The sequence below is a fragment of the Deinococcus marmoris DSM 12784 genome (assembly GCF_000701405.1).
Classification (GTDB): Bacteria; Deinococcota; Deinococci; order Deinococcales; family Deinococcaceae; genus Deinococcus; species Deinococcus marmoris.
On record NZ_JNIV01000013.1, the window covers coordinates 1 to 18279 of the forward strand.

At 64.0% G+C, this 18279-nt stretch carries 18 protein-coding genes and 1 pseudogene; 9 read left to right on the forward strand and 10 right to left on the reverse strand.

The features are described 5' to 3' along the window. On the reverse strand, positions 1–287 hold a 287-nt coding region (locus Q319_RS26850), incomplete at its 3' end, for an IS1 family transposase (protein WP_162178619.1). Between the two features lie 132 nt (positions 288–419). On the opposite strand from Q319_RS26850, the gene Q319_RS0104530 reads away from it, so the two are divergent. The 6 genes from Q319_RS0104530 (at position 420) to Q319_RS0104555 (ending at position 4007) form a co-directional block, all read left to right on the forward strand. After that, positions 420–728 carry a YciI family protein gene (locus tag Q319_RS0104530; protein ID WP_029480810.1) on the forward strand — a complete coding sequence of 103 codons (309 nt, stop codon included), beginning with the start codon at positions 420–422 and terminating at the stop codon, positions 726–728. Next, a complete protein-coding gene (locus Q319_RS0104535; protein WP_029480811.1) occupies positions 729–1163 on the forward strand; it encodes a WapI family immunity protein in 435 nt (144 codons plus the stop codon). It abuts the gene before it with no gap. A gap of 15 nt (positions 1164–1178) precedes the next feature. After that, on the forward strand, positions 1179–2015 hold the full coding sequence (locus Q319_RS0104540; protein WP_029480812.1) for a 3-hydroxyacyl-CoA dehydrogenase family protein: 837 nt from the start codon (positions 1179–1181) through the stop codon (positions 2013–2015). Between the two features lie 95 nt (positions 2016–2110). Further along, positions 2111–2362: a hypothetical protein gene (locus Q319_RS0104545; RefSeq protein WP_029480813.1), complete on the forward strand. Its 252-nt coding sequence runs from the start codon at positions 2111–2113 to the stop codon at positions 2360–2362. A gap of 80 nt (positions 2363–2442) precedes the next feature. After that, a complete protein-coding gene (locus Q319_RS0104550; protein ID WP_029480814.1) occupies positions 2443–3195 on the forward strand; it encodes a tryptophan-rich sensory protein in 753 nt (250 codons plus the stop codon). Positions 3196–3257: 62 nt separating this feature from the next. Further along, entirely contained in the window at positions 3258–4007 is a 750-nt protein-coding gene (locus tag Q319_RS0104555; RefSeq protein WP_029480815.1) for a hypothetical protein, read from the forward strand. Between the two features lie 62 nt (positions 4008–4069). Here the strand turns inward: Q319_RS0104555 and Q319_RS0104560 are convergent, their stop codons facing one another. The 5 genes from Q319_RS0104560 to Q319_RS0104580 form a co-directional block, all read right to left on the reverse strand. Continuing rightward, positions 4070–5074 carry an ABC transporter permease gene (locus Q319_RS0104560; RefSeq protein ID WP_029480816.1) on the reverse strand — a complete coding sequence of 335 codons (1005 nt, stop codon included), beginning with the start codon at positions 5072–5074 and terminating at the stop codon, positions 4070–4072. A gap of 58 nt (positions 5075–5132) precedes the next feature. Further along, positions 5133–6161 (reverse strand): ABC transporter permease, encoded by a 1029-nt coding sequence (locus Q319_RS0104565; RefSeq protein WP_029480817.1) that lies wholly within the window; start codon positions 6159–6161, stop codon positions 5133–5135. A 200-nt stretch (positions 6162–6361) separates the two neighbouring features. Beyond that, complete coding sequence (locus Q319_RS0104570; RefSeq protein ID WP_029480818.1) at positions 6362–7948, reverse strand: ABC transporter substrate-binding protein; 1587 nt, start codon at positions 7946–7948, stop codon at positions 6362–6364. Between the two features lie 154 nt (positions 7949–8102). Beyond that, positions 8103–10121 (reverse strand): glycoside hydrolase family 20 zincin-like fold domain-containing protein, encoded by a 2019-nt coding sequence (locus Q319_RS0104575; RefSeq protein ID WP_029480819.1) that lies wholly within the window; start codon positions 10119–10121, stop codon positions 8103–8105. 268 nt (positions 10122–10389) lie between these two features. After that, the gene (locus tag Q319_RS0104580) at positions 10390–11643 is read right to left on the reverse strand and encodes an ABC transporter substrate-binding protein (RefSeq protein ID WP_029480820.1); all 1254 of its coding nucleotides are present in this window, start codon (positions 11641–11643) and stop codon (positions 10390–10392) included. A 142-nt stretch (positions 11644–11785) separates the two neighbouring features. On the opposite strand from Q319_RS0104580, the gene nagZ reads away from it, so the two are divergent. Next, positions 11786–13252, forward strand: a complete 1467-nt coding sequence (gene nagZ / locus Q319_RS0104585; protein ID WP_029480821.1) for a beta-N-acetylhexosaminidase — start codon at positions 11786–11788, stop codon at positions 13250–13252. A gap of 10 nt (positions 13253–13262) precedes the next feature. Here nagZ and Q319_RS0104590 read toward each other — a convergent pair whose 3' ends face one another. Continuing rightward, entirely contained in the window at positions 13263–14156 is an 894-nt protein-coding gene (locus Q319_RS0104590; RefSeq protein ID WP_029480822.1) for a DegV family protein, read from the reverse strand. Further along, positions 14153–15037 carry an NAD(P)-dependent oxidoreductase gene (locus Q319_RS0104595; RefSeq protein ID WP_029480823.1) on the reverse strand — a complete coding sequence of 295 codons (885 nt, stop codon included), beginning with the start codon at positions 15035–15037 and terminating at the stop codon, positions 14153–14155. The genes Q319_RS0104590 and Q319_RS0104595 overlap by 4 nt, the downstream gene beginning before the upstream one ends. A gap of 154 nt (positions 15038–15191) precedes the next feature. On the opposite strand from Q319_RS0104595, the gene Q319_RS0104600 reads away from it, so the two are divergent. Both Q319_RS0104600 and Q319_RS28580 read left to right on the forward strand, forming a co-directional pair. Beyond that, positions 15192–16124 carry a hypothetical protein gene (locus Q319_RS0104600; protein WP_051655102.1) on the forward strand — a complete coding sequence of 311 codons (933 nt, stop codon included), beginning with the start codon at positions 15192–15194 and terminating at the stop codon, positions 16122–16124. Then, a pseudogene (locus Q319_RS28580) lies at positions 16124–16531 on the forward strand (N-acetyltransferase family protein); the annotation flags it as partial. The gene Q319_RS0104600 and the pseudogene Q319_RS28580, both read left to right, overlap by 1 nt. A 98-nt stretch (positions 16532–16629) precedes the next feature. Here the strand turns inward: Q319_RS28580 and Q319_RS28585 are convergent. Then, positions 16630–17055: a hypothetical protein gene (locus Q319_RS28585; RefSeq protein ID WP_029480827.1), complete on the reverse strand. Its 426-nt coding sequence runs from the start codon at positions 17053–17055 to the stop codon at positions 16630–16632. A gap of 3 nt (positions 17056–17058) precedes the next feature. Further along, a complete protein-coding gene (mqnC, locus tag Q319_RS0104615) occupies positions 17059–18222 on the reverse strand; it encodes a cyclic dehypoxanthinyl futalosine synthase (RefSeq protein ID WP_051655109.1) in 1164 nt (387 codons plus the stop codon). Positions 18223–18279 lie beyond the last annotated feature (57 nt).

Below are 18279 nucleotides of genomic sequence, written 5' to 3' on the forward strand. Positions count from 1 at the left end.
GCTTTGTCGATCCAGTCGGTCAATGTCCGCTCATCCACCTTGAAAGCGGCCACCACGGCAGGAATCGGACAACCGAAGATCAGCAGGGTCAAGATGATGAACACCACATGGACATCAGTTTTGAGGCCATACAGTGGCGTCCCATACGTCTGGGTGAAGGTTTTCTTGCACTGGTGGCAGCGGTAGCGTTGATCTGCCTTGGAGTGAACGCCAACTTTGGTTGGCGTCGGGCAGAACGGGCAGGGCGGCGTACATTGAGCGGGCCGGGCGGCTTTGGTTGTCTTCACACACTCCAGATACCAGCCCGGCCCTCTTTTTGGCTACTCCACGCTGTCCTGTGGCCCTACCTGCCACCGGGTCTGACCCTTTATAAACGCGCTCTTAGACCCTTTGACCCTCAGACCCTTAGACTTCTCCCCATGCCCACCCTCTGGATCATTGAAAGCCGTTACACCAAGTCTGGCGACGAGCTGGCCGCCGTCACGCCCCGCCACCGCGAATGGCTGGATCAGCATTACCGTTCGGGCGTGTTCCTGACCTCCGGGCGCAAGCTGGACAATACCGGCGGCGTGCTGGTGGCGCAGGCCGAGAGCGAGGAACAACTCCGCGACATCTTCAGGGACGATCCCTTCGTGCTGGAAGGCTGTTCGGAGTACGCCTTCACGCCATTCACGCCTGTCAAGCGCGGGCGGGCGCTGGAGCTTGAGGGCGTGGCTTTGGTGGAGTGAATGGAGGACGCACAGTTTACGCTTGGTCCACTGAGTTTGAACGTCCATGCCTATCAATTTCAGGATGCTACCGACTACTGGGATGCCAACTGGGTCATTGTTACCGCTGAGGTCAATCTTCATGGTCAATCCTGGGTTCGCGCGCGTGGACCATTCTTGATGACTGCGGAGCTAGCTCGCTTTCGTGATGAATTGCGAATGGTATATGACTGTTTGGACGCTGAGGCTGGACTCTGGACCATTGAACCTGAACTCAAAGTTCGTATTGAAGCGAAGGCCACAGGAGCCATTGTTGTAGAGATTGAGCTTACTCCAGATCACATGACGCAGGAACATCATTTCTATCTGGAGTTAGATCAGACTTATCTTCCGCTGGCGATAACACAACTCAGTTCAATCCTCAATCAATTTCCCGTACGGGGGCAGCCCGATTAGTCAAGGAGTCTAACCATGAAATTCGGAGTCATCGGAGCAGGGCAGATGGGCGGCGGCATCGCGCAGGTGGCCGCGCAGACTGGATTTGACGTGATCGTTCAGGACGTTCAGCAGGAATATCTGGACCGGGGCAGGGCCGTCATTGAAAAGAGCCTCACCAAGTTGCACGAGAAGGGCAAGCTGAGCGACGCGCCCGCCGACGTGCTGGGCCGCATCAAATTCACCACGCATATGCAGGATTTTGCCGACTGCGATCTGGTGGTGGAAGCCATCGTGGAAAACCAGGCGGTCAAGAACGCCCTGTTTGAGCAGCTCGGCGGGATCGTCAAGCCAGAAGGCATCCTCGCCAGCAACACCAGTTCTATTCCGATCACGGCGCTGGCCTCGGCGTCGGGCCGCCCGGACCGTTTTATTGGCATGCACTTCATGAACCCGGTGCCGCTGATGGCGCTGGTGGAAGTGATTCGCGGCTACGCCACCAGCGACGAGACGGCGCAGTTCGTGATTCAGACTGCCGAGCAGATGGGCAAAACGCCCCTGACCTGTAACGACTTTCCCGGTTTCGTCTCCAACCGCATCCTGATGCCCATGCTCAACGAGGCCATCCAGTGTGTCATGGAAGGCGTGGCCGAGCCGGAAGCCATCGACGGCATCATGAAACTGGGCATGAACCACCCGATGGGACCTCTGACGCTGGCGGATTTCATCGGTCTGGACACCTGCCTGAGCATCATGGAAGTGCTGCATATGGGCCTGGGAGACGACAAATACCGCCCCTCGCCGCTGTTGCGGAAGATGGTGCAGGCGGGGCTGCTGGGCCGCAAGAGCGGGGAAGGGTTTTATAAGTATTGAGATAAAGTGCGGTGGTTGGTTCTGCCCTGCCCGTATCTAAAGGTCTCATCATTTCAGGTGATGAAACGGTCAGGCCGCCCGGCCTATGCTGCGGTATGAACGTTACCCGCCACTTCAGCGACACGCGGACAGACCAGGGCCGCGTAAGGTTTCTCCTGGCCTCTGGCCGCGCCTGTCTGATGGCGGAGGGGCCAGGGTGGACGCACCGCAGCGCCCACGACTCTCTCACCGACGCCGCAACTTTCCTGGCGGTGCTGCCGCGTCTGGACGGTGGCCTCTACCGCCAGTCGCTGGATGATCTGGAGCATCAACTGGAGTTCGAGCGCAGCTACCCCGGCGCAGCATAAAGTCAGAACAGTGATCGTCCATTTCTTCATCCGTCATCCATGCGACGGATGTTTTCTTTGATGCCCCTTATGATCGGTCCATGACAGGAATCGCGCGGCAAGTGACGCTGGTGCTGGCAACAGTGCTGACCCTGGTGATGAATTACCTCAGCAACGCGCTGCCGCTGTTTGGCAACACCAATGGTGGCATCAGCGACTCGTTGCCCAACGCGTTTACGCCTGCCGGGCTAACCTTCGCGGTGTGGGGGCCGATCTTCCTGGGGCTGGCGGTGTTCGCGGTGTATCAGGCTTTGCCCGCCCAGCGTGGCCCGCGCTATGACCGCCTGTTCTGGCCGTTCCTGCTGGGAAACCTGCTGAACGTGGCGTGGCTGTTCGCCTTTCAGAGCCTTAACTTTGGCATCAGCGTGGTCATCATGTTGCTGCTGCTAGGCAGCCTGATCTCGCTGTATCTGACTGTGCGCGGCCTGCAACCCCTGAGCGGCGAATTCTGGGCCTTGCAGGTTCCAGCCAGCCTGTATCTGGCCTGGATCAGCGTGGCGACGATGGCGAACATCACCGCCTTCCTGGTTAGCCAGGGGGTCACGGGCGGTTTGCTGGGCATCGGCGCGCAACTGTGGTCGGCGCTGCTGGTGGTGATCGCGGGTCTGGTAGGCACCTTCTTCCTGCTGCGCTACCGCGATTACGCCTTTGCCGCCGTGCTGCTGTGGGCCTTTCTGGGCGTGTATCTGGCCCGCCCGGACACGCTGCTGGTGGCGGTGGGCGTGATCGCCGGGGCGGTGCTGGTTGTGCTGGCTGGCGTGCGCGCCCTGCGTCAGGGAAGAATGGCCCTGTAGTCTGCTGTCGTCCGGGTCCGGCCCGCCGCGTCCGGCACCCACACATTGCTACACTGACCACAATGCAAGCGTCTGACACGCCCCTGGCCCTGATCGGCTACCCAGCCCCCGCCGCCCGCGCCCTGCGGGAGCTGGGGCTGGTGGCACTTTCTACCCCCACGGATCATCTGAAAGAGGTCATGGACGCCTGCATGACGCTGGGCTTCAGCGGCGCGCTGGTCCACCGCAGTCAGGAGGCCCGCGCCCTGGACGCCACCCAGGCAGACGCTGGCGCGCGGCGGGTGGGCCGCGTGGACGCGGTGGCCTTCACAGCGGGCGCGCACGGCACCTTTGCCCTGGCCGACGCGCTGGGAGACACGCTGGAGGCCAGCGGTTACGCCTCGCGCGGGGCCAGCGCCCTGCTGCTGGGAACAGACGTGCATGATCTGGCGCTGGCCCTGCCCCTGACCCGCATGGGCTTCTCGGCGGTGGGCGTGGCGGCGGCCAGCACCCCGGACGCCGAACGGGCGGCCCGTGACCTCCCGGCAGGTGTGCGCGCCTTCCCCGTCAGTCGTCAGGATTCGGCCCTAGTGGGTTTGGCCGAACGCGCGGACCTGCTGGTGCTGACCGGGGGCCACTTTCCAGCGGGTCTGGCCCAGCCGTACCACACCATCATCGATCTGACCGGCCAGCTTGGGACCGTTGCCGGCGGGGCTACCCTGCTGGATATGACCGAACTGCACGCCCGCCGTCTGGCCCGTCAACTGGCCCACGCCACCGGCCAGCGCTTCCACGCCGAGGAACTGAAAGCAGCCGTGGCCGCACTGAAATAACTAAAAGACCCCTCTCCGCAGGGGGAGAGGGGCCTTGCAAAGCAAGGGGGTGAGGTGGTCTCTTACTGCGTGCTGCGCGGGTCCAGCACGTCCCGCAGGCCGTCGCCCAGCAGGTTGAAGCCCAGCACGCTCAGGAAGATGGCGAGACCGGGGAAGATCATGGTCCACGGGTAATCGACGTAGTACGAGCGCGAGTCGCTGATCATGGTGCCCCATTCGGGCAGCGGAGGCTGCGCGCCGATGCCCAGGAAGCCCAGCGCGGCCACCTCAATGGTGGCGGTGGCAATACTTAGCGCGCCCTGCACGATCAGAGGCGAGAGGCTGTTGGGCAGCACATGCCGGAAAATCATGCGCCACTGAGACGCGCCCAGTGCGCTGGCGGCCTGCACGAACTCGCGCTCTCGCACGCTGAGGACCACGGCGCGGGCCAGACGCAGGTACACCGGAATCTGCACCAGCGACACCGCCAGCATGGCCGTGACCAGTTGCGGACTGTTGAGCGCAAATAATCGGTCCATCGCGGCTATCAAGATCGGCGGATTGTCCACGCTGAAGATGCTGGCAAAGCCAATGGCGAGCAGAATACTGGGGAAGGCCAGCATCACGTCGCTCAGGTAGCCCAGAATGTTGTCCAGCCAGCCGCCAAAGTACCCGGCCAGGACGCCCAGCAGCGAACCGATGACCAGCGCCAGCACCGTGGACACCACGCCCACCTTCAGCGAGATGCGGGTGCCGTGCAGCACGCGGGCGAATACGTCTCGCCCCAGATTGTCCGTCCCGAAGGGCGCGGTCCAGAGATTGACCTTGCCCGTCACGGCGTCGGTGTAGGTCTCTTTCGCCTCCGGGTTCCACAGCGCCGTGATGCTGGGGGGCTTGAGGTTCAGGCGGTAGTTGCGGTCCGTGGTGGGATCGTAGGGCCGCAAGACCTGCGCGAACACGGCCAGCAGTACGAACAGGATCACGACGATTCCGCCGATCTTGCCCGGCGTGCTTTTGCGGAACCTCCGCCAGAAGATGCTCTCCGACTTCCTGGCGGGCGCGGCGGTGGAGGGTGAAGTGGTGGTCATGAATTGGCCCTCCTGATCGTTGTGCCTGGATTCGTTGTCGGTGGATTGCAGTGTTCCATCAGCCGTACTGAATCCTGGGATCGAGGGCGGCGTAACTTAAATCCACCAGCAGGTTGACCACGCTGACCACTAGGGCCGCGAAGATCACGCCGCCCTGAATGATCGGGTAATCGCGCTGGGCGATGGCCTCATAGACCCAGGAGCCGATGCCCGGCCACGAGAAAATGGTCTCGGTCAGCACCGCGCCGCCCAGCAGAGCGCCCGCTTGCAGGCCGATCACGGTGACCACCGGCAGCAGCGCGTTTCGCAGCGCATGCTTGATGGTCACGGCGTTGGCGGCCAGTCCCTTGGCGCGGGCGGTACGGACATAATCCTGTCCCAGCACGTCCAGCAGGCTGCTGCGCGTGATGCGCGAGATGATCGCCAGCGGAATGCTGCCGAGTGCGATGGCCGGCAGGATCAGGTGTTTCAGGGCGTCCCAGAAGGCCCCGGCATTGCCCCGCAGCACCGAGTCGATCAGGTAGAAGCCGGTGATGGGTTCGATGTTGTATTCGTAGCCCAGGCGGGCGCTGGGGGGCAGCCAGCCCAGCTTGACGGCAAAGAAGTACGACAGCAGTAGCCCCAGCCAGAAGACTGGCATGCTGACGCCCACCAGACTGATGCCGGTGGCCAGATTGTCCCAGCCGCTGTTGCGCCGCAGGGCCGCCAGAATCCCGGCGGGCATCCCCACGACCAGCGCGAACAGCAGCGCGGCGATGCTCAGCTCGGCGGTGGCCGGGAAGCGCGATCTGAGTTCGCTGAGCACCGGGATATTGCTTTTCAGGCCCGCTCCCAGATCCCCCTGAAGGAGTGCGCCCATGTATTTGGGATATTGCGCGTCCAGCGGATTGGCCGGATTGAAAAACCACGGTTTGTTCAGGCCCAGTTGCTCGCGCAGGGCCGCCGCCGCCGCCGGGGTGGCCCGCTCGCCCAGCATGGCGACGGCAGGATCACCGGGAATGGAGCGCACGAAGACGAAGACCACCACGCTGATGCCCAGCATGACCAGCACGGTCCGCAGAATGCGGCGGATCAGGTAACTGCCCAAAGCAGACCTCCTTGGCTTCGCGTATGGGGGCGAAACCGGAATAAAGACGAAATCGGGAAGAAGCGTGTCAGCCCGTCGGTTCTGGCGTGGGCGCAGTGTATCCCGTGCCACAGGGCGGTGGGGGTTTTGCCGGGGGCACAGCAAAGGGGCAGACCTCCCAGTGGAAATCTGCCCCCTCCCGGCCCAGCGGGGTCCGTGTGTTACTTCTTGCCTGGAATGGTGATGGTGTTGAAGGCTTCGCTGCCCAGGGGGCTGGGCACCCAGCCCTTGAGGTAGCTGCGAGCGGCGGCCAGCGGCTGGCTGTGCGCGATGGGCACGCGGTAGTTCGCGTTGTAAGTTAGCTCATGAAGCTGGGCGTAGACCTTGGCCTTGGCGGCCTGGGTGGTCGCGGCGCGGCCCTGCTCCAGCAGCTTCTGGACTTCGGGCGGGTTCCAGTTGATGTCGCTGCTGCCGTTGGCACCGTAGTACGCGCCGTAGAAGTTGTCGGGATCGCCGTAGTCGCCGGTCCAGCCGATCATGTACATGTCGAAGCCGGGTTCGGCGTTGCGGTCCACGAGGTACTTGGCCCAGTCCTCGGTCTTCAGGGTCACCTTGACGCCGATGGCGCTCAGGTCAGCGGCAAGCGCCTCGGCAATCGGCTTGGGGTTGGGGAAGTACGGACGGCTGACCGGCATGTACCACAGGTCAATGGAGATACCGTTGGGGTAGCCGGCGTCGGCCAGCATCTTCTTGGCGGCGGCGGGGTCGAACTTGTAGTCGGCGGGCACCTTGCTGCTGTTGGCCCAGGCCAGCACCGGCGGCACGAAGCTGGCGTTGCTGACGGCCAGGCCATTCCAGAACGCGTCCACGATAGCCTTCTTGTTCATGGCCATGCTCAGGGCCTGACGCACCTTGTCGTTTTTCAGATACTCGTTTTTGTTGTTCATGCTGACAAAGCCCACGTTGAAGCTGGGGCGCTTGACGGCCACCAGGTTCTTATCGGCCTGCACGCTCTTGAGGCTGTCGGGGGTCAGGTCGTTGGCGAAGTCGATGGTGCCGGCCTTCAGCTCGTTCAGGCGCTGGCTGGCGTCTTTGATGTTGCGGATCACCAGTTCGTCGACCTTGGCCTTCTCGCCCCAGTACGTCTTGTTGGGGGTCAGGACCACGCGGTCCCCGGTGCGCCAGCTCTGGAAGATGAAGGGGCCGGTGCCGATGGCCTTGCTGGCCGGGGTGCCGTACTTCGCTCCGTCCTTCTTGATGGCGGTTGGGGAGGCAATGCCGAAGTAGCCGGCGGCCAGCACGTTGGGCAGCACGCTGCTGGACTTGGTCAGGTCCACGCGCACGGTCAGGTTGTCCACCTTGACGATGTCCTTGATGACGGCGGTGGGGTCACCCTTGTAGCCGCCCAGCAGGTCGCCGACGATCTCGAAGGTGCGGCCCTGGTCGCGGAAACCGTAGGGATCGGCCTTGTCCCACCAGCGGCGCAGGTTGAACACGATGGCGTCGGCGTTCATGGCGGTGCCGTCGTGGAACTTGACGTTCGGGCGCAGCTTGAACGTCCATGCGGTGGCGTTGGCATTGCTGGTCCAGGAGGTGGCCAGACCGGGGGTCAGGTCGGTGGTGCCGTTCTTGAAGTCGATCAGGGTGTCGTAGATCTGGCGCTGCACCAGAATGCTGATGCCGTCGGTGATGTTGCCGGATTCCAGGCTGATGGGTTCGCCGTTGCCGCCGAAAACCAGGGTGGCCGCAGTGGCCGAGGTGGTGGTGGCGAAGGCCGTAAGCAGGGCGGTCAGGATCAATTTCTTCATGAAACCTCCGGGGCCGGACATCCTAGTGGCGTTGTGACGCGCCGCTGGGGGATGAGGGCCGTGAGAAAAAGTGAACGTCCGCACAGGTTAGGGTTGGGAACAGGGGGTGTCAAGCTGTCTAGTCACTGAAAATTTCAAATGTTCGTGCAGTGGCTCACTGACCGCCGATCAGGGTCAGGCCGATCAGCGCTGGATTGGCGTTTTTGCCCTCGCTGACCAGCGTGACGCTCCTGATTGCCACTGTAGGTCTGGGGTTCTTCCATTCCAGGACGGGCACGTTGACTTCCAGTCCGTCTGCCGTCTGTCCGGCCCAGCCGGGAGCCGGGATCATGGAAGTGGGCAAGGTGTCGGTCCACGCGCGGATGTGCCGCCCGTATTCCAGCGGCTGCACCAGCTTGCTGCCGTCGGCGTACTCGATCTCGTAGCGCCCGATGTTCTCGCGCGCCACGGCGGACGGCCAGCCGGTGGTGTGCAGGAAAGCGAGGGCGTCGGCCCTGCGCCCGATCTCGATCCTGACTTTCGTGGGCAGATCGCTGACCGCTCCGCGCTGGCCTTTGAGCATCACTGCGCCGGAAACCTCGAACCTGTACGCGCCGATCTGCTGGACGCCCGTTTTCAGGTTCCGCAGGTCGATCTCCGGCCCCTTGCCGATCCAGCCTTTCTCGTCATCGTCGGTCAGGCTGCGCGTCGCCAGCGCCCTCAGGCTGACGGTTGCGCCCGCTGTGGCTTTGTATGCGGCAGGCGCGTACAGGTCACGGTAAAGCGCCTCGGCATTCGCCACGGCCTTTGCCTCCGGGTTCCAGAACGCGCCCGCCGCCCGCACGTAGGCCACGCCCTGCTGCGCCTGCCCGTCCCAGATGCTGGGGTTGCCGAAATACCCGGTCCAGCGCGTCTGGATCATGCCCAGCGCCCCCGACTTCTGCACGGCCTTCGCCACCCCCTCGGCATTGCCCGGCTCGTCCCAGGACGCGCCCAGCGCCGGAAATCCCAATTTGGCGATCTGTCCGACGATGGGATAGTCCGTGCCCGGCGCGTAATTCCAGTACGCCACCCGAATGTCTTTGGGCAGTTTGGCGGGCAGGCTGCCGATCACCGAATCTGAGAACGCCGAGTCGTGCCAGATCATGGTATTCACACCCAGAGTTTTCAGGTAATCGTGAATCTTGACCGTGTCGTCCACAAACAGCTTTTCAAACCCCACCGCCTTACCGTTGGCCCGCGCCGGGAAACGGTCCCGGTTGCGGACCTCGTCATGGCCGATGTGAATCGTCCTGGCCCCAAAGACTTCTGCCGCCTCCTTGAAAATGGGGAAGAGGACGCGGCTGTACGTGGCCGGGTTAAGGGTGTCGTAGGCGAAGGGATTCTGGCTCTCGGGGTCCTGATACAGATCCCTGTTCGCGCCGCCGTAATACATCCACTGCACATGCCCCAGCGTCTCGATCAATGGAATGACTTCCAGGCCGTGTTCGCGGGCCAGCGCCGCTACCCGCCGTGCCTCGGCCTTGCTCGCGCCGCCGGGATGGGCGTAGCCGCCAGTCCTGGCCGTATCCCACTGCACGTAATTGCTCATGACCAGCACCGTGTTGTATTTCAGTGCCGCCAGCAGGGGAATCAGCGCGTCGTTCACGCCCTTGCTGTACTGATCGAGGTAGATCATCGCCACCCTTTCCTTCAGCGTGGGCGAGTCGCTGATTTTCGCAAAGCGCAACCCCGCAGGCATCAGCAGTTGCCGCAGCGTCTGTGCGCCCAGGTACGCGCCTTTTGCGTCCGCGCCCACGACATATGCGCCGCCCGCATCCACCCACAGCGCGTAGCCCTCGGCGGCGGTGGTGGTCAGGCCCGCTGCCTTCGCTTTTGCGGCCAGATCAGCGTCGGCCAGTGTGCCGATCACGATGGCCGACTTGCCCGCCGAGGCATCCGGTAACGTCGCGCCCAGCCGCGTTTTCCACTCGGCACGCAGGTCACGGGCGGCCCAGCCCAGTTCGGGAGCCTTGCCCACGGTGCGGATGCCCAGACCCGCTAACGCCAGCGTCCCAGCCGGAAACTCCGCCCGCTTTGGCTGCGGCACAAGCTGGGAAGAAGGAACCTGGGCGCGGGCGTCGGGGATGGGGGTGATCTGGGCTTGGGCGCTGGCTAGGGCGAGAAGACTCAGGAGGAGAAGGGTTTTGGGCATGGTGGATGTCCTTTTGGAGATTGGAGGCTGGGGTTGTGGGTGGCTGCCACGGTTTAACCCCTCCGCCCCTACGGGGCACCTCCCCTTAGAAGGGAGGCAAGAGTCTCGGAATTGCTGAGCCAGTCGCGCTCCTTGGCTCCCTTTTGAGGGGAGCTGGCAGCGAAGCTGACTGAGGGGTTTCTTTTCGCCCTGCACTTGTCTCACTCCCCCAAATAAAAGCCGGGAGCATCCGGGCCACCCCGAACACCCCCGCCCACTTTCACAACGCTCAGAGGCTGGCGTTCCAGGCTTTCACGATGTCGTCCAGCGCAGCCTTGGCGGTTTTCTGTCCGGCCATCGCCGCCTCGATGTTGTCCTTGAAGACCTTGTTCAGCTTGCTGGCGTCGGGGTAGTTCAGGGTCAGGTCCTTGGCCTTTTTTAGCTCGGTGCTGGCCACCAGTTTGCCCTGATCGATGGCCGAGTCGCCGCCCTGCTTGAAAAACTTGTCTGTGCTGGACTTGACCGTGCTGGGAAAGGTGGTCTTGGTGACCTTGCTGAATTGCAATTGGTTGGCGTCGTTGGTCAGGAACAGCGCCAGCTTCTGCGCCAGCGCCTTGTCCCTGGTGCCCTTGGGCACGGTAAAGCCCATCAGCGGCGTGTGGATCACGTTCCCGGCCAGGTTGATCGGGTACGGCGCAACTTTGGTCAGGTTGTAGATGGCCTTGTTGTCGTTCTCCACGCGGATGATGAATTGCGGCCCGGTGATCAGCATGCCCAGCTTGCCGGAGGAATACAGTTCGGTGGCGGCGGTGTAGCCCCGGCGCATGGTGTCTTCCGGGATGTAGCCCGCCTTGAACAGATCGACATACTGCTGCACCAGTTTGATGTGTTCGGGGCTGTTGAACACGGCCTTGTTGCCACTCTTGTCCAGGATGGGCAGGCCCGCCTCCTGAAACAGATACAGCATATTGATGCCGCCGATGTTGGGCATGAAACCGTAATTGCCAGTCTTGTCCTTGATCTGTTTGGCGGCGGCGATGATGGTCTGGATGGTGCGCGGCGGGTTGTTGGGGTCCAGTCCGGCCTTTTTGAAGATGTCGGTGTTGTACGCCACCACCTTGGGTGCCCAGTACCACGGCACGCCCATCACCTTGCCATCGAAGGTGAAGGTGTTCAGGGGCGACTCGAAGTAGGTCTTCCTGGCTGCCGCGTCCAGCGTCAGCGGCTCCAGTGCGCCCTGCTGCACCAGCTTCACGGCCATATCCGAGGACAGGTTCACGGCGGCGGGCGGGCGGCCCGAGGCGACGGCGGCCAGCAGCTTTTGTTCCATCGCGTTGCTGGGCACGTCCACCCATTTCAGCGACACGTTGGGGTTTTCCTTCTCGAACTGCGTCACCAGCCGGTTCATCTCGTCGTTGAACAACGGCGCAAGGCTGATGGTCCAGAATTCCAACTGGGTCTTTTGCGCGTTTGCCATGCCAGCAGAAGCGGTGGCGAGCAGGGCGGCGGTCAGCAGGGCGGAACGTGCGGGCAGTTTTTTCATGGGTTGGCTCCTGGGCAAACGAAGAGGATGGATTGGGGTTTGATGCGGTGAATCTAGCGCCCCGTCAAGCCACTTGCCTGAGAAGTTGTCTGGCTTCCTCATCTGCGCCCCGTGGGTGTCCGTGCGCGTTACCCTGCGGTCCATGACTGCCCAACCTCTTCCCGGCGCATTTGCGATGGTGGATATTCCCGGCCCTGTGCTAGACGCCGACACCGCCGCACATCTTAAAAAGTACGGCGTCCGCAGCGTGTGCCTGTTCGGCAAGAACATCGAATCGTCCCAGCAGTTGCGCCAGTTGTGCGCCGACTTGCGCGAGGTGCTGGGGGAGGACGCCCTCATCGCTCTGGACCACGAGGGTGGCGCGATCCTTCGCCCCGAATTCTGGCCCTTCGCCCCCTCTGCGATGGGTCTGGGTGCGGCGAACGACACGGCATTGACGCAGGAGGTTTCAGCGGCTCTGGCCCGTCAACTCCGCAGTGTGGGCATCAACTGGAACTTTGCGCCCGTGCTGGACGTGAATGTCAGTCCGGCCAATCCGGTGATCGGTGAGCGGGCGTTTGGCGGGGATCCGGCGTTGGTCACTCGGCACGGGCGGGCGGCGCTGGCTGGCTATGCGGCGGCGGGGGTGGCCGCCTGTGTCAAACACTTTCCGGGCCACGGCGACACGCGCGTGGACAGCCATCTGGCCCTGCCGCGCGTGGACAGGACCCGTGCCGAACTGGACGCCACCGAACTGGCCCCCTTCCGTGACCTGCTGCCCCAGACCCCCGCCGTCATGACTGCCCACATCATTTATCCCGCGCTGGACGAGCAGTATCCGGCCACCCTTTCCCGCCGGATTCTGACCGGAGTGCTGCGGCAGGAATGGGGATTCGAGGGCGTGACTGTCACCGACAGCATGGGCATGAAGGCCATCGACGACAACTACGGGCGCGGCGAGGCCGGGGTGCTGGCGCTGGAGGCTGGCGCTGATCTGGTGATGGCCCTGGGCCGCCGTGAAGCGCAGGTGGCAACGCTGGAGGCCATTGGCGCGGCGCTGGAGGGCCGCTTGAACCGCCCGCAAATGGAGGCCAGTCTGGAGCGGTTGCACAGGCTGGCGCGGCAGTATCCGGCAGGGGCAGACAACTCGCTGAACCCACAGGATGACGCAGACCTTTTTCGCCATGGCTGGGCGAAAGGGTTAACCGCCTATCGCAACCCCGTGGCCCCACAGCCTGGTTCCCACATCACCCTGATCGCTCATCGCCAGCCCATGCGCGAAACCGTCAGCGAGGCCGGAGCGGACGCCGAAACGCTGGCCCGCGAACTGGGGCAGGTCTACGAGGTCACCCTCATGCCCTTCGAGACGCCGGATGAGATTGACTGGCAGGCGGCGCGTGCCACGGGCAACCCGGTGATGCTCGCCACTACCGCCCGCCACCGTCACCCGGCCCTGATCGGCGCGCAGCCGGACCTTCACCTGTCCTTCTACAACCCCTATGCCGTGCTGGACGTAAATGCGCCCGCATTGCTGGCCTACGGCTTTCGCCCCGAGGCCCGCGCCGCCGTGCTGGGGTGGCTGAAAGGGGAGACGGTAGCAGGTGGAATGCTCCCATTTGGTCCGTCCTGAATCCGGCAGATTACTGGTTTTCCCGTTCCCAGGGCCACTTTCCAGGCGCTGCCGCCACGCCCAGCGCACGTGGCCCGGTGTGGACATTCAACACCGGATTGATGCCCACTGCGCCGGACCACACGATGGGATGCCTTCCCTTCAGTTGTTCCAGTAGCACGTCGGCGTCCTCGCGCACGCTGCCGAACAGCAGGCCCACGCGCAGGGGCGTGCCCTCACCGTAGGTCCGGGTGACCTGCTGGCCCACCGCCTCGATACCGCCCTTGTAGCTGCGGGCGCGGCTGACGTTGGTGTACGCCCCCGTCGCCTTGTCCACGGTGATCACCGGTTTAAGGTTCAGCAGCCCGCCCAGCGTGGCCTGCACCCGCCCGATGCGTCCGCCCCGGCGCAGGTATTCCAGCGTTTCGATGGTGAAATACAGTTCGGTTTCCTTCTGCACGGCCCGCGCCCACTCCAGCGCCGTTTCCATCGTCTCGCCCTGCATTGCGGCGGTTTGCACGGCATGCACCTGAAACGCCTGCGCCGCGCTGAGGGTGCCGGAGTCGTGCAGGCGAACGTCTATTCCTTCCAGCACGCTTTTGGCCTGATCGGCAGCGTTATAGCTGCCGCTGAGGCCCGCGCTGATGGTCACGGCCAGCACCTGCGGCGAGTCTGCTTCCCGAATGGCATCGGCCCATTCCTGCGGCGTCGGCTGGCTGCTGGTGGGGTGCTGGGGATTGGTTTCCAGCTCCTTGAACAGATCGGCGCGTGAAATCTCGTTGGTGCGGAAGCTCTTATCTCCGAAGTTGACTGAGAAGGGGGCGACGGGGACGGCGTTGTTCAGACCCTCGAAGGCGTCCAGACCTCCATCGGTGGCGACGGCGAAGTGTTGTTTCTGGGCTGACTTTCCGGTTTGCTGTGTCATTTGATCTCCTGTCCGTTCATTTGCTCCACCAGTTTCAGCAGGGCGGTGTGGTCTTCATCTGGGCCGATCATCCGCGCGGCGGCGCGGGTCAGGGCGTCCACCTGCGCCAGTACGGGGGCGCTGCCCTTGACCGCGTGGACCACGTCCAGCGCAATGCCCGTATCTTTGGCCAGCAGCCCCAGCCCGAAAGTGGGCGGAAAGGCGCGGGTCAGCACGCGGGCGGGGATCAGGTTCTCGGTGGCGTTGCTGCGCCCGCTGCTGGCGTTGATGACCTCCAGCGCCGCGCCCAGATCCACCCCGCCCTTGCCCAGGACGGCCAGCCCCTCGCCCGCCGCCCACAGGTTGACGGCCAGCAGCGCGTTGTTGATGGCCTTGACCGCGAAGCCCGCCCCGGTATCCCCCACATGCACGATCTTGCCCGCGAAGGCCAGTTCGCCGCGCACCGCTTCCACCTCGTCTGCCGGGCCGCCGAGCATCACGGTCAGCTTGGCCGCCACCGCGCCGTTCACGCCGCCGCTGACCGGGGCATCCAGAAATTTCACGCCGCGTTCCAGCAGGCGCGCGCGCTGTGCATGTGCCGCGTCCGGGTGGCCGCTGGTGCAGTCCACCCAGACCGTGCCGCGTTTGAGGTGCGTCTCCAGTTGCCCGATCACCTCGTCCACGTCCGGGCTGGTGGGCAGGCAGGTCAAGATCAGCGTGGCCTGCCCGAGTTCCTCCAGGGTGGCGGCCTGCGTGCCGTACTCGGCGGCGTGGGCATGGGCCTTTTGCATATGGCGGTTCCAGACCAGCACACGGCCCCCGGTTTCGGCGGCGCGGCGGGCCAGCGCGGCGGCCATCGGCACGCCCATCTCGCCCAGGCCCAGAAATGCGGCAGTCTTCATTCTCTACAGGCTAGCGGCAGCGGGGGGATGGGCGGCTGAAATTGAACGCGGTGCAATCTTTAGAGGCGGGGCTGATATGCCTTCGCTCCCATGACTCCCCATTCTTTCGCCTGCCCGGAGCGGTAGGCTGGGGCATGACGGCGGAGCAATTTTGATGGAGGCCATCGCCTGGATCGTCCACCCGGCGGCGGGAATGGCGCTGGCGCTGTTCGCCACGGTGCTGTTTTCCAAACGTGGGCGGCAGTGGGAGGCGGTGGCGTTCGCCTCGGCCCTGCTGTTGCTGCTGGCGGTGCTGGGTGCCGACTGGGACGTGCATCCGGCGGCGGGGATGCTGCTGGGCTATTTCGGGTCCACGGCTTACGGCAACTGGCGCAGGCGCTGGCCCGCCCTGCTGGCGGCGCTGGTGGCCTCAGGACTGTTCATGCTGGGCGGCGCGGGCTGGATGATTTACCCGCTGGCTGTGATGGGTCTGATCTGGCTGTTCACCGCCGCCTTCTCGTTCGCTGGACGGGGCGAAAAGAACACAGACGACTCCAGGACGCCCGCCGAACTGCCGGAACACGCCGGGGGCTTTTCCTTCGGCCCATGGTTTGGCGAAAAGGAGAAAGAAGCGGTTCCGATGACTCAGACTCAGGGCAAAGTTCCACTGTCCAGAATCGCCACTCCTGTCCCCGATGCCTACGCCGACTGGATGCGCGACAGCCGCCTGCCCGGCGAGGCCCGCGCCCAGTTAATTGCGCTGAACCTGCGGACCAAAGAAGCACTGACGCATCTGCATGGGCTGGGCCAGCAGGGCAGCGAATCTGAATACCTGGCCCGCGCCATCCGCGAGGAATACGTTTCCACCGCCGTCAACGCCTACCTGAAGCTGCCGCGCACCCGTGCCGACACGGCCATCATCGAGGACGGCAAGACGGGCCGCGATCTGCTGCGCGAACAGCTCGATCTGCTGTTGGACGCGGTGCAGGGCATCATCGACACCACGCTGCTGGCGGGCGGGCGCGAGATGCTGACCCACAAGCGCTTTCTGGAAGACCGTTTCGGAAAATCGGCGGACGCCCGGAACGCGGACGATCTCAAGGTCTGATGCTGCCCGTCGTTCGCCCCGCCACCCGCTCCGACGTTCCCGCCACGCTAGAGATCTACAACCACGCCGTGCTGCACACCACTGCCTCGTATGACTTAGAACCCGTTTCACTGGCCACCCGGCTGGCGTGGTTTGACCACAAGCAGGCAGCGGGCTGGCCGATTCTCGTTTTAGAACAGTCAGACGAGATCATCGGCTGGGCCACCTACGGCCCCTTCCGCGAGAAGCCCGGTTACGGGGGCACGGTGGAACACAGCGTCTACATCCGTGACGGTCTGCGCGGCGCGGGTCTGGGAACACTCCTGATGGACGCACTGATCGCGGATGCCACGGCCAGGAACTTTCACGTCATGGTGGGCGGTGTGGCCGCCGACAACGCGGGCAGTCTGGCCTTTCATACGCGTCTGGGCTTTGTACAGGTGGCGCATTTCCGGCAGGTGGGGCGCAAGTTCGGGCGCTGGCTTGATCTGGCCTTCCTGCAACTGGTCCTGAACGGTGAAACAGATCAGCGGATAAACCACACGATCAAACGGCTGGCCTGCCCGGCGTCCTCCAGTGCCCGTGCGAAGGCGTCCCAGGCATTGATTCGGCCTTGTAACTCCGGCAGGGCGTGGGGAATCATCAGCGTAAGATCGGGGCGGGTCAGCCAGGTTTCCCCGGTGATGTCGCCGTCCTCGAACAGCAGATCGGCGCTGACCAGGGTACTCAGTTGCGGCGGGTGTGGGCGGCCCGCCACGCCGGAGACCTCGAGCAGTTCCAGCAATTCGTCGGCGTTGCTGACCATAAAGCGGGCCTCGGCCTGCCAGGGACTGGGGTGTTCCGGGATCAGCAGTTCCCCGGCTTCGGCAGCAGGCTGTTCCGGGTAAGACGGCGAATCCTCCTGCGCTCCGGCTGGACCACTCTCACAGATCACGACGGCCAGCGCCAGCATTCCCTAACCAGCCGCCCCGACGGCGCGCGCTTCTTCGGGATTGGCCGAGCCGTCTGGACCACGCTGTCGGCCCAGTGCGGCCTGCACGTCCGGCCATTCGATGATCTCGAAGCGGCTGTTGCGGATGGCCGGGGTGAATCCGGCGTCCACCGCGATCCGCACCAGTTCGCGCACGGTGGCCTTGTGGCGTCCGCCGCCCCCCGCCGCCGAGACCACGTTTTCCTCCAGCATGGTGGACCCCAGATCGTTGGCACCGTAATACAGCGCGGCCTGCGCCACCTTGAAGCCCTGCGCGGGCCACGACGCCTGGATGTTGGCGAAGTTGTCCAGCGCGATGCGGGCCACGGCGAGCTGTTGCAGGTATTCGTGCGCGGTTGCGCCGGGGGCCTTGCCGTGCAGCCGGGTGTGTTCGGTTTGCAGCGTCCACATGGCAAAGCCGGAAAAGCCGTTCCCGTCGTAATCGTGGTTGGCCTTGTCCTGCTGCTCACGGAGCTTGAGCAGGTGGCTGGTGCGCTGGGCGAAGGTTTCACCGAAGCCGATCACCATCGTGGCAATCGTGTACAGCCCCTTGCTCTGGGCCGCGTCGATAATGCGGAACCAGTCCTCGCTGCGGATGCGGGCGGGGGCGGCGCGGGCGCGCACGTCGTCTTCCAGAATCTCGCCGCCCGCGCCGGGCAACCCGTCCAGCCCCGCCTCGATCAGCGTATCCAGCAGCGCGTCCAGTGTCATGCCGAAGTTCTTTTCCATGAACAGCACTTCTTCCGGCGAGAAGGCGTCGATGCGGATGGTGGGGTGGTTGGCCTTGATGTGCCGCAGCAGGCCAAGGTAATAATCCAGCCCCAGCTCCGGGTTCACGCCGCCTTGCATCAGGATGCGGGTGCCGCCCACCTCCTCAAGTTCCACGATCTTGGCGCTGATTTCCTGGTAGTCCAGCGTGTAACTGTCTTTCTGGCGCTTGGTGCGGTAAAAGGCGCAGAAGTTGCAGCCCACGTTGCAGACGTTGGTGTAGTTGATGTTGCGGTCGATCAGGAAGGTCACGGTGTCCGGGTCACGGCGGTCCAGGCGCAGGGCGTTGGCGACTCCGGCGACTTCGGGCAGCGGCAGCCCGTACAGCGCCTCGATCTCGGCGGCGTTCAGTCGCTCGCCGCGCGCGGCCCTGTCCAGCATCTGCGTTTCGCCCAGGATCTGTGTTTCGTCCAGCACCTGTGTTTCGTCCAGCACCTG